At 47.2% G+C, this 12,006-nt stretch carries 10 protein-coding genes and 1 other annotated feature; of the genes, 1 reads left to right on the forward strand and 9 read right to left on the reverse strand.

All coding sequences use genetic code 11. The features are described 5' to 3' along the window. Positions 1-174 precede the first annotated feature (174 nt). From QMA01_RS06710 to zapA, 5 genes are all read right to left on the reverse strand, one after another. A complete protein-coding gene (locus QMA01_RS06710; RefSeq protein WP_191716010.1) occupies positions 175-588 on the reverse strand; it encodes a DUF350 domain-containing protein in 414 nt (137 codons plus the stop codon). A gap of 23 nt (positions 589-611) precedes the next feature. Beyond that, a complete protein-coding gene (locus tag QMA01_RS06715) occupies positions 612-2,984 on the reverse strand; it encodes an endonuclease MutS2 (RefSeq protein WP_290214580.1) in 2,373 nt (790 codons plus the stop codon). A 77-nt stretch (positions 2,985-3,061) separates the two neighbouring features. Further along, positions 3,062-4,771: a DNA polymerase/3'-5' exonuclease PolX gene (polX, locus tag QMA01_RS06720; RefSeq protein ID WP_290214581.1), complete on the reverse strand. Its 1,710-nt coding sequence runs from the start codon at positions 4,769-4,771 to the stop codon at positions 3,062-3,064. 56 nt (positions 4,772-4,827) lie between these two features. After that, complete coding sequence (locus QMA01_RS06725; protein ID WP_203339741.1) at positions 4,828-5,364, reverse strand: CvpA family protein; 537 nt, start codon at positions 5,362-5,364, stop codon at positions 4,828-4,830. Positions 5,365-5,369: 5 nt separating this feature from the next. Then, the gene (gene zapA, locus QMA01_RS06730) at positions 5,370-5,630 is read right to left on the reverse strand and encodes a cell division protein ZapA (protein WP_065537053.1); all 261 of its coding nucleotides are present in this window, start codon (positions 5,628-5,630) and stop codon (positions 5,370-5,372) included. An 82-nt stretch (positions 5,631-5,712) separates the two neighbouring features. On the opposite strand from zapA, the gene rnhC reads away from it, so the two are divergent. Further along, on the forward strand, positions 5,713-6,645 hold the full coding sequence (gene rnhC / locus QMA01_RS06735) for a ribonuclease HIII (RefSeq protein ID WP_290214582.1): 933 nt from the start codon (positions 5,713-5,715) through the stop codon (positions 6,643-6,645). Between the two features lie 53 nt (positions 6,646-6,698). On the opposite strand, the gene pheT is transcribed toward rnhC, so the two are convergent. From pheT to QMA01_RS06755, 4 genes are all read right to left on the reverse strand, one after another. After that, a complete protein-coding gene (gene pheT / locus QMA01_RS06740; RefSeq protein WP_290214583.1) occupies positions 6,699-9,098 on the reverse strand; it encodes a phenylalanine--tRNA ligase subunit beta in 2,400 nt (799 codons plus the stop codon). Between the two features lie 14 nt (positions 9,099-9,112). Continuing rightward, on the reverse strand, positions 9,113-10,150 hold the full coding sequence (gene pheS, locus QMA01_RS06745) for a phenylalanine--tRNA ligase subunit alpha (protein WP_191716016.1): 1,038 nt from the start codon (positions 10,148-10,150) through the stop codon (positions 9,113-9,115). 39 nt (positions 10,151-10,189) lie between these two features. Beyond that, positions 10,190-10,417 (reverse strand) — a binding site (T-box leader). A 47-nt stretch (positions 10,418-10,464) separates the two neighbouring features. Next, positions 10,465-11,232 (reverse strand): TrmH family RNA methyltransferase, encoded by a 768-nt coding sequence (locus QMA01_RS06750; protein ID WP_290185232.1) that lies wholly within the window; start codon positions 11,230-11,232, stop codon positions 10,465-10,467. A 170-nt stretch (positions 11,233-11,402) separates the two neighbouring features. Then, positions 11,403-11,852 (reverse strand): small multi-drug export protein, encoded by a 450-nt coding sequence (locus QMA01_RS06755; protein WP_191716018.1) that lies wholly within the window; start codon positions 11,850-11,852, stop codon positions 11,403-11,405. Positions 11,853-12,006 lie beyond the last annotated feature (154 nt).

Below are 12,006 nucleotides of genomic sequence, written 5' to 3' on the forward strand. Positions count from 1 at the left end.
TATATTGTACTATCTTGCTTAAATCTGTCTATTCTTAGATTAAGGCAAGAAAAAAGCCAGCTCCAAGGCTGGCGCTGCTCTTTAGAAAAGAAACAGAAAAATGACTCCCACAATCAGAAAGATTGCACAAAAGACAAATAATATCTTGATTAAGTTTTCCACGACATCCAACTCCTATTGAATACTGGCTCCGATCACAAAAGACAAACCGACAGAAATGACCATTGAAATCAATCCGACAGACCGGTTGTCCTGCTCAATTTCATCATCCACTTTGAACTTAGGGGTCAGAAACTCAAACAGGATATAAGCAAAAATCAGCAAGGTGAAACCGAACAATCCCCAGCCGATCATTTCGAACAAGGAATTATGCTGCTCGATGGAAAAGCGGAAAATATTAGTGACGCCAAAAATCTTTCCGCCTGTAGCCATTGCTACCGCCAAATTCCCTTTTTTGATTTGTTCCCAGTTATTATATTTTGTCACCATTTCAAAAATTACCATGGCAACGATCAGGCACAATACCACCACACTGAAGTAGCCAGCTGATTCGACTACTGGGTGCGTCCAAAATCCATTCTCTGTCATGTCCTATACTCCTCTGCGGAAACTCACTTTAACTCGGCGACGGTAACGCCCGAGCCGCCTTCCCCTGCTTCACCAAAACGATAGCTTTTCACCCGTGGATGCTTTTTCAAATATTGCTGGACACCTTGGCGCAATGCACCGGTCCCTTTTCCATGAATGATCGATACTTGATGGTAATTTGATAATAACGCATCGTCTAGGTATTTTTCAACACGCGCCAGGGCATCTTCATAGCGTTCCCCGCGCAAATCGAGTTCCATCTTCACATGGCTGTCCCGGTCTTTCAAGGTTGCCATGGTCCGGGTCTCTTTCTGTTTTTCGGGTTTGGTATAGGATAAATCAGACTCCGGCAACTTCATTTTCAAAATGCCGATTTGAACAATCCATTCATTTTTCGACACTTTCTCGACCAATGTCCCTTTTTGGCCAAAGGAAATTACTTTGACTTCGTCATTGGCTTTCAGCGGTTTGGCTGCGTTATCTTTTGCTGCTTTTTTCAGGATACGGTTTTGGGGCATCGCGTCTTCCAGACGTTTTTTCGCGTCAATCAGTTCATGCTCTTTTACAGACGAACTTTGGTTCAGTTGCATCTTGCGAAGATCCGAGATGACAGCTTCAGCTTCTGCCCGTGCCTGGTCGACGATTTTCCGCGCTTTTTCTTTCGCTTTTTCTTCCAGCCGTTCTTTTTGCTGTTCTTTTTGCTGTTCGTACTCTTCCAGCTGCTTCGCCAGCTCATTTTTCAGCCGTTCGGATTCAGCCAGGACCCGTTTGCTTTCTTCGGCGTCCTGCTCCGCTTCACGGCGGCTCTTTTCAAGAGAGGCAATCATCGAATCGACTGCTTTGCTGTCAGTTCCCGTAAAGCTCTTGGCATGGCTGATGATATGTTCCGGCAAGCCGAGGCGTTTGGAAATTTCAAAAGCATTGCTTCGGCCCGGTACGCCAATTAACAGGCGATAAGTCGGGCTTAATGTTTCCACGTCAAATTCAACGCTGGCATTAGCTACACCCGGACGGTTAAAGCCATATGCTTTCAATTCCGGATAATGCGTCGTTGCAATGACACGTGCTCCTCTGCCATGCACTTCATCCAGCAGTGAAATGGCAAGCGCAGCTCCCTCCTGCGGATCTGTACCTGCACCCAACTCATCAAAAATCACCAATGAATTCTCATCGAACTTGGTCAGGATATCAACGATATTGACCATATGGGATGAAAAGGTACTGAGGCTTTGTTCGATGGATTGTTCATCGCCGATATCCGCAAAAATCTGATCAAATACCGCCAGTTCCGAGCCATCGAGCGCGGGAACCGGCAAACCGGATTGAGCCATCAAAGTTGAGAGGCCAACTGTTTTCAAGGTCACCGTTTTACCGCCTGTATTCGGGCCGGTAATAACGATGGCGGTGATTTCCCCACCAAATTCGATATCATTCGGCACCACTTCATCTTTTGGAATCAGTGGATGGCGGGCTTTCTTCAAATTGATGTAGCCTTCTGTGTTCATAGTCGGCTTGGTCCCTCTATGGGCAGCTCCGTATTTCGCTTTTGCCAAAATCAAATCGATTTCCCCAAGCACTTCCACTAAATCAAATAGTTCATGAGCCACTTCCTGCACTTGTGCTGACAGCATTTGCAGAATGCGGTCGATTTCCTCTTTTTCTTTCATTTTCAGGCGGCGCACTTCATTATTGGCCTGTACCACGGCATCCGGTTCAATGAACAATGTTTGCCCGGATGATGATTGATCGTGCACAATGCCGCCATAATGGCTGCGGTATTCCTGTTTAACGGGAATAACAAAACGGTCATTGCGGATGGTGACGATGGAATCCGACAGCATTTTCGATGCATTTTTACCGCGCACCAGACTTTCCAGCCGTTCACGGACGCGGCTTTCCTGCGTCCGCAGTTGCTGGCGAATTGAGCGCAATTCAGAACTCGCACTGTCCAAAACGCCGCCGTTATCGTCAATACAGATGTTGATGGCATGTTCGAGAGCTGTCAGAATCGGCATCGATTCTTTTTTCTCCAGGAAATGTGGAATTTGAATCACTGCTTCTTCCTGGATCATTTCGAAAAACTGGCGCAGGATGCGGCTGGCACGGATGGTCGATGAAACTTCCATCAACTCCATCGGGCTCAGGCTGCCGCCAATTTGCGCTCTCCGTGCATGCAGACGGATATCAAAAATACCGCCCATCGGCACATTATTTTTGACACGCAATACTTGTGCGCCTTCATCCATTTCTTCGAGCAAACGATTAACTTCGTTGATATCTGTAGATGGCAGCAAGTTATCCACATGGGCTTTTCCTAGTGACGATGTGCAATACCGTGCCACTTCATCCCGGATTTTATAAAATTCAAGTGTTCTTAACGCGCGTTCTGCGATCATTTAAGAACCTCCTAACGTTTCAGATAAATTAATAAAGATATTCCGAAAAACAACTTCATATGATTTTAAAAACAAATTTACTTCGATTTATTCAAATAGGCTTTCAATTTTTCCAGCGACCATGTGTTTACTACATTGTCTTTTTTCAGCCATGCCTTTTGGGCATGCTTGACGCCGGTTTCCATGACTTCCAGGCCTTCAATGGCATGGGCATCCGTATTGATTGCGACAGGCACACCTTTTTCCTGCGCCATCACCAAATACGGGACAGCAAGATCCAAACGGTACGGGCTGGCGTTCAACTCGACAATTTTGCCGTATTCCTTGGCCCAATCCAGAATCTGTTCAACATCCGGATCGTACCCTTCGCGTTGGCCTACGATTCGGCCAGTTGGATGTGCGATCATGTGGACATGCGGATTCTTCATCGCAGTCAAAATGCGTGCCATGATCTGTTCCTGTGGCTGTTGGAAGCTAGAATGGATACTGGCAATGACAAAATCCAATTGCTTCAGCATATCATCGTCAAAATCCAATGTGGCGTCCGGCAAAATGTCCATTTCCGTTCCGGACAACACTTCAATCGCCGGGTACTGCTCATTGATTTCGCGGATTAATCCATTCTGCTCTGTCAAACGCTCCGGCGTCAAGCCATTGGCGACTTTCAAGTATTGGGAATGGTCGGTGATGACCATAAATTCATAGGATTTCGCCACACAGGCGTCGACCATTTCCTTCAAAGAATTGGCTCCGTCAGACCAGGTGGTATGCATATGCAGATCGCCTTTGATGTCTTCAATCGCCACCAGCTCAGGCAATTCTTCCAGGCGGTCAAGCTCACGCCCATCTTCACGAACGGATGGCGGAATGAAAGGCAGTCCGAAATGCGCGAAAAATTCTTTCTCGGATGCAAAAGTCACAACTGCCCCGTCTTCTTGCTCTACTCCGTATTCACTGATTTTCTTGTTCTGGGATTTCGCCAATTGGCGCATTTTGACATTATGGTCTTTAGATCCGGTGAAGTGATGCAAAGCGGTGACGAACTCTTCAGGTGCCACCAGGCGGAAATCGACATCAATCGGCTCCAATACATCGACAGTAACAGATACTTTCGTTTCTCCTGATGCAATCGTTTCCTGCACGGGCAACGCTGCCAGCAATTGTTCCTTCACAAGCGCCGGTTCAGCCGTTGCAATGATAAAGTCCAAATCTTTGCTGGTTTCTTTGGTTCGACGGAAACTGCCGGCCACTGAAAACTCAGTGACTTCCGCAATTGTAATCAGGACGTCTTCAATGAATGCCACGGTTTCTTCCGTTTTCCAGATCGGCTGGCGATCAGGTTTGGTTTCGAAATCATTCAGTTCTTTCAAGATTTTTTCTTCCGATTTCGGACCGAACCCAGGAAGTTTTTGAATTTCCTGATTCAAGCAGGCTGCCTTCAAGGCTTCCATCGAGTCGATGCCAAGTTCCTTGTACAGCTTGGCGATCTTTTTGCCGCCCATTCCCTGCAGCTTCATCATTGGGATGAGGCCTTTCGGCACCTCTTCCTGAAGCTCTTCAAGAACGGTCGATTTGCCGTCGTTGATCAATTCGAGGATGACGTCTCCCGTGCCTTTGCCGATGCCTTTCAGCTTCGTAACATCTTCAATTTCGTCCAGGCTGCGCTGGTCCAGTTCAAGCGCCTGCGCGGCTTTTCGGAAAGCTGATACTTTAAACGGGTTTTCCCCTTTAAGCTCCATATATAATGCTATCTTTTCAAGCGTACGGATGATGATTTTTTTATTCAACGAGAGCCCTCCCCATTTCGATTAAAAAAACTTCCCTCGTAAGAGAGAAGTTCCTACTACATATAAATATACCACCATTCTTTCACTTTCTCAGAGAAATAAGGTGTATGTTCAAGCATAGACTGGGCAATTCCTGAATTCTCCAATTGGTTCTGCACTGCATCAACCGGCAGCAGCGCCAGTACATAGATGAAGATAAACAACAGGATGTAAACTTCAATTAAGCCTAATACTGCTCCAAGAATCTTGCTGAAAAATCCGAGCACCGGCAAAAACTTCAAGAAATCAAACATAGAAGCAATCAGCTGCAAACCGAACTTCACCACAAAGAAAATAAGCGCAAACGCCAATAATTGATAGAAGGTCTGATCCAGATCCAATTGGTCTACGACGATTGTGAACTGCGAGTTTTCATTTACTGCCGGGTACGGAATCCATAACGTGAAGTATTCGGATAAGGGTTTATAATACTTATAAGCCACAATCAAAGCGACAACAAAGCCGACCATGTGGATTAACTGGACAATAAAGCCTCGTTTGGCGCCCACGATGATGCCGCCAAGCAGTATGATGAGTAAAAGTATATCAAGCATTAGCGTCAACCCTTCAGTTTTTTCAATTCATTTTCTAATTGTTCAACTTGCTCTTTCAGTTTAAGATAGTCATGTACCGCATTTGAAGCCGTCAAGACCGCAAGCTTCGCTTGGTCCAGCGATGGATTCAAGGCATTGATCTCGCGCATTTTGCTGTCGACGATCGATGCGACCAGACGCATGTGGCCGGAAGTCTCGGTACCGACCATTTTATAGGTGTTGCCATAGATGTCAACGACCGTGTGAATTTTATGTTGCTCTGACAATGCAATATCCCCCTTTGGAATTCTATAGACCATCATACCATGAAAACAAGCCGATTGTGAATCAAAGAAAGGTGACGTGTCCATGTCAAATACAGTTCTGAAACTCCCGGAGGAAAGTCTGCTCCAAGTGATTTCGCATTACCAGAAAAACAAAATCCAGACCAAAAATCCATATGCCCGCTTTAGCGCCAAATTGCCGGATACTGTGGTCACTGTCTACACTTCCGGAAAAGTCATGTTCCAAGGAAACGGCGCCGCTCGTGAAGCCGCCAAATGGGGAGCTGCAGAATCAGCAGTCGAAAAGACCGTTTCGACGAAAGGCGACAAACTGCCTGACGGATTCGCCAAGCTATCCGTCCTTGGGTCTGATGAAACCGGCACCGGCGACTTCTTCGGCCCGATTACGGTAGCTGCCTGTTATGTACCTGCAGACAAAGTCGAACTCGCCCATGAACTCGGCGTCAAAGATTCCAAGCAGCTTACCGATGCATGGATGCGCCAAGTGGCACCCGACTTAAGGGAAGCATTTGCCCATAAAGTGCTGACTTTGAAAAATGATAAATACAACAAAGTGCAAGGCAAAGGCTGGTCGCAAGGAAAAATAAAAGCACTGCTGCATAACCAGGTACTTAAACATGTATTGAGCAAAATCGCGCCGGAAAAACCGGACGCTATTCTGATCGACCAATTCGCCGAGCGCGGCATCTACTACAAACACATCAAAGAAGAACCTGAAATTGTCCGTGAGAACGTTCTGTTCTCCACTAAAGCGGAAGGGCTCCATGTATCTGTGGCCTGCGCTTCCATCATTGCACGCGTTGCTTTTTTGGAAGAAATGGATCGCATGAGCGCAGAAGCAGGAGTGACATTGCCAAAAGGTGCTGGAAAGATTGTTGATGAAGCTGCGGCGAAGATTTTGCTGAAGCATGGTGAGGAATATTTGAAGAGTTTGACGAAGGTGCATTTTGCGAATACCGGGAAGGCGAAGGTTTTGGCTGGGAAGCGACGTGGATAGATGAATAACCCCTCGAGAAAATTTCTCGAGGGGTTATTTTAGTCAAAAATAAATTAACTTCTCAACTCAGCGCCGACTTCCGTCAATGCTGCTAATACTTTATCGTGTGCGTTGATGACTTCTTCGTCCGTCAACGTCTTCTCAGGATCGAAGTAAGTTAACGAGAAGGCCACTGATTTTTTGCCTTCTTCCATTTTATCGCCTTCGTACAGATCGAATACGCGAACGTCTTTCAAAAGCTTGCCGCCTGCGTTGCGGATAACTGTTTCAATCGTTGCCGCTTCGACAATTTTCGAAAGGACCAATGCTACATCGCGTGACATGGATGGGTAGCGCGGCACTGGCGTGTAGACCAAAGCTTCTGTTTCCAGATTCAACAGCGCTGCCAGGTTTAATTCCATGACAATCGTTGTTTTTAAGTCGCGTGCTTTTTGCTCGGACGGATGCAATTGGCCCATAACACCAATGCGTTGGCCGTCGTGCATGATGAATGCCGTTCTGCCTGGATGCAAATCATCCATTTGGCCGCGTTCAAACGTCAACTGGATACCCAGTTTATCGGCAAGGCTTTCCACAATGCCTTTCAGAACGAAAAAGTCGACTGGCTTTTTCTCGCCCTGCCAGCTGTTATCAAGCCAAAGACCGGTCATTGCGACTGCCAAATGCTCCTGCTCGTTCAAAAGCTCATCATTGCCTTTTAGGAAGACTGAACCGGTTTCATACAATGCCACTGAATCCATTCTTCTCGCTGTGTTATACGTAACAGATTCCAAAAGATGCGGAAGCAAGCTTTGGCGAAGGATGCTGCGTTCTTCGCTCATCGGCATCAACAGACGCGTCGTATCCGTTTCTTCCAAAGCAAATTGCTTCGCCGATTTCTCGGAAGTCAGTGAATACGTCGTCGCCTGAAGCAAACCAGCGCCTTCCATCAGGTTGCGGACAATGCGGCGTTTTGCCTGGTAAGGCGTCAAGCCGCCTGGCGTAGTTTCCGCTTCCGGCAAAGTTGCTGGAATTTCGTCATAGCCATAAAGGCGTGCGATTTCTTCCACCACGTCTTCAGGAATTTGAATATCCTGGCGGCGTGTTGGTACGGAAATCACTAATTGGCCATTTACTGCTTGTGTATCGAATTTCAGGCGCTTCAGAATATCCAGCATGTCTTCGAAAGGAATTTTCATGCCGAGACGGCTGTTAATGAAATCCGGAGAAACTTTAACAATTTTCTCTTCTTTATTTAATTCATCAAATACCACTGATCCCGCCAATACTTCCCCGCCGGCGAGTTCAGACAGCAATTGCGCTGCACGTTCTGCAGCTGGGATGACACGATTTGGATCAACGCCTTTTTCGTAGCGTGAACTTGCATCGCTGCGAAGTCCGTGGTCTTTCGATGTTTGGCGTACAGATCCTGACGCAAAATAAGCCGATTCAATGACAACCGTCGTTGTCGAATCACTTACTTCTGAGTTGGCTCCACCCATTACACCTGCAATCGCCACTGGTTTTTCACCATTGGTGATGACTAAGTGATGGCCGGATAATTTTCGTTCTGCGTCGTCAAGCGTAGTGATCATTTCGCCTTCTTTGGCGTGGCGAACTGTAATGTTGCCGGTTCCCAGTGCATCGTAATCAAACGCATGAAGCGGCTGGCCGTATTCCATCAAAATGTAGTTGGTGACATCGACCACATTATTATGCGGGCGGACGCCGGCTGCCATCAAACGCTGTTGAAGCCACATTGGCGATTCCTGTACTTTGATGTTGCGGACCACTTTTGCGACATATAATGGATTGGCTTCAGGTGCATCCACATTCAACGTCAGCATTGACGCCGCAGTATCGGATGCTTCGTTGTAGCTGATTTCAGGAAGCTGCACTTCTTCGGAAAGAATCGCACCCACTTCATAAGCGACTCCAAGCATGCTCATCGCGTCTGCACGGTTTGGCGTCAAGCCCAGTTCCAACACTGTGTCATCCAAATCAAAATTGGTGATGACGTCAGATCCTGTTTCCGCATCTTCCGGCAATACATAGATGCCTTCAGCGTAAGCTTTGGGAACCAACTTGCCTTCAATGCCCAGTTCCTGCAGCGAGCAGATCATGCCATGGGATTCTTCTCCACGAAGCTTCGCTTTCTTGATTTTGATATCGCCAGGAAGTTTTGCGCCAGGACGAGCAACGATGACTTTTTGACCGGCTGCGATATTCGGTGCACCGCAGATGATTTGAGTGGTTTCTTCGCCAACATTGACTTGGCAAATGGATAGTTTATCGGCTTCCGGATGCTTTACGCAAGACTCGACATAGCCGACGACGATATTTGTCATACCGTGCGAACGGTCAATGACTGCGTCCACTTCGATACCGGAACGCGTTATTTTTTCACCCAGTTCAGCGGGCGGCAATTGTTGTGTATTTACATAGTCTTTCAACCAATTAATGGATACGAGCATGTTTTATTTCCTCCTTAAAGTTCTGTACGTTGGAATTGGGATAAAAAGCGGACATCGTTCGTATAGAAATGACGGATATCTTCAACGCCATATTTCAACATGGCAATGCGCTCAGGCCCCATGCCGAAAGCGAAGCCAGTCAGGCGTTTTGAATCATAGCCGGCCATTTCAAGAACATTCGGATGCACCATTCCAGCGCCCAGAATTTCAATCCAGCCTGTTTTTTTACAGACGTTGCAGCCACTGCCGCCGCATTTGAAGCAGGAAATATCCATTTCCACAGATGGCTCCGTGAATGGGAAGAAGCTTGGGCGAAGACGGATTTCGCGGTCGTCGCCGAACATTTTCTTGGCGAAGACGGAAAGTGTCCCTTTCAAGTCGCTCATGCGGATATCTTCTCCGATGACCAATCCTTCTATTTGCGTGAACTGGTGCGAATGCGTTGCGTCATCGCTGTCGCGGCGATACACTTTGCCCGGGCAGATGATTTTAATCGGTTCTCCGCCTTTGGCTTCCATCGTACGCGCCTGTACCGGTGATGTATGTGTACGCAATAGAATATCTTCTGTTATATAGAAGGAATCCTGCATATCGCGAGCCGGATGACCTTTCGGCAAATTCAGCGCTTCAAAGTTGTAATAATCCTTTTCCACTTCCGGCCCTTCTGCCACTTCGTAGCCCATGGAAATAAACAAGTCTTCGATTTCTTCCACAACGCGCGTCAACGGATGCGAATTGCCTGTTTTCACAGGGCGTCCTGGCAAGGTGATGTCGATCGTTTCACTTTGCAGCTTCATGTTGATCGCTTCTTCTTCCAGGATAGCCATACGGCCTTCCAATTGAGTTGTCACTTCTTCACGTACAACATTGACCAAAGCACCCATTTTCGGACGTTCTTCAGCCGGGAGTTTCCCCATGCCTTTCAATAAATCCGTAATCGGCCCTTTTTTCCCTAAATACGCCACGCGGACGTCGTTCAGTTCTTTGACCGTTGAAGCTGCGGCAATCTGATCGAGTGCCTGTGTTTTCAATTCCTGCAATTGTGCTTCCATTCTTTTCTCCTCCTTAGACAGTAAAAAGCCCCGTCCCAGAAAAGGGACGAGGCATTATTCGCGGTACCACCCTAGTTATCGCCATACAGCAATCACTCATTTACATAACGGCTCTTCACCGGCCCATCTTTACAGTATTTCTACTGGTCCCGTCGGGCAGCTCGCGGGGTGAACTTCTGAGGCGTTTACATATCCACACTTCCAGTCAAGGTGCGGAATCTCTGTGATGTAAGGGCGCAACGTACTTTTCCCGTTCTTCGCTTTTACTTATATTTACTCTTTCATTATACGAAAGTTCACGGCTTTTATCAAACTTAGTTTTTCGGGACGAGACTATACAAAAGAATGCCGGTTGCTACTGCGACATTCAATGACTCTGCACTGCCATAAAGCGGCACCATCAGGTTTTGGTCTGTCTGCTGAAGCAGCACTTGGTCAACACCGCTGCCTTCATTTCCAACGATCAAAGCAAATTTCTCATGCGTCTCCGCTTCATGGACCGGCACCGAGTTTTGCAATGCCGTTCCGAAAATTTGGATGCCGCTCGCTTTGGACTGTTCAATCCATTCAACCAATTCCCCTTTAACGACAGGGATTTGGAAATGCGATCCTTGCGCCGAACGCACGGTTTTCGGATTATACGGATCTGCGCATCCTTTGCCCAGAATCACGGCGTCGATGCCGCTCGCCGATGCCGTACGGATCATTGTGCCGATATTGCCCGGATCCTGGACAGCATCGATCATCAGAAGCTTCGTCCATGTCTTCTGTTCGTCTTCCGCAAACTCAGGCTGCGCACAATGTGCAAAAATTCCCTGCGTATGTTCGGTTTCCGATATTTCTTTTGCTACACCCGCTGTTACGGAATATTGAGGAACTCCTTCAACATCCCAGTCTGCTGGAATGTCCACACCTTCACGGACGATCAATGACTTGATCAGCTCTTTTTTCTTTAAAGCCTCTTCCGTCAAATGAAAGCCTTCGACCAGGAATTCCGCGAATTTATCGCGTTCTTTCCGGGTCGTTCCAAGCTTTTTCCAATGCTTGACGAGTGAGTTTTGGTTCGATTCAATTCTTTTCATTACAGGATCACGCCTTTATTTCAGAATAGCTTCAGTATAGCATACAGAAAAGCGGAAGCGCCCATCTAGCCCCGACAAGCGCTGGAAGCCTTTACGGTAATGGCGTCCTTTGCCATTGCTGGAAAGGCTGAAGCGACTCGAGGGGCTGGGCGCTGGAGTCTGGACACAGCTTAGATTTCCCTCGTGAAGAAATCAAAGCCAAGAGCTGTTAAAATGCCGAAAGCCAATGTCCAGACGGCGATGCTGATAGTCAGCCACAACGTCGTATTCTTTTTCGTAGCACCGAGTGTCATACCGATGAAAGCTGCGATATGCGTCCCAATCAAAATAGGTCCAAGCATGGCGAGACCGGGCAAGCCGTATTTATTCCAAATTCGTTTGGCGCGTTCGTTCTTTTTCGAAACAGCTTTGCCTTTCGCTTCCTGGCGCTTGTTGTACCAGATCTGAAACCGGTCAAAGCCGATAATCAACGCCAGCACAGTCACCATATTGCCGACAAAAGCCAGCACCATCACCCAAAACGGCGACAAGCCCCAGATGATGCCGAGCGGAATGACCAACGCGATTTCAAACCAAGGAATCGCAGCTCCCAGAAAGACCAAAAAGTATTCATAAATCATTCAAGTTCCTCCTTGTAATGTTTGCGGAAGTTCAAAAAATACAGAGCGAAAACTCTCCTTTTCAATAAAGGCAATCGTCTGGCGGGCGGCATCCACTTGCTTTGCGTGGAACCAGAGCGAACTCTCAACTCTTTTACGCAATTCTTAAGCATTG

Source organism: Planococcus notacanthi (assembly GCF_030407825.1).
Lineage (GTDB): Bacteria > Bacillota > Bacilli > Bacillales_A > Planococcaceae > Planococcus > Planococcus notacanthi.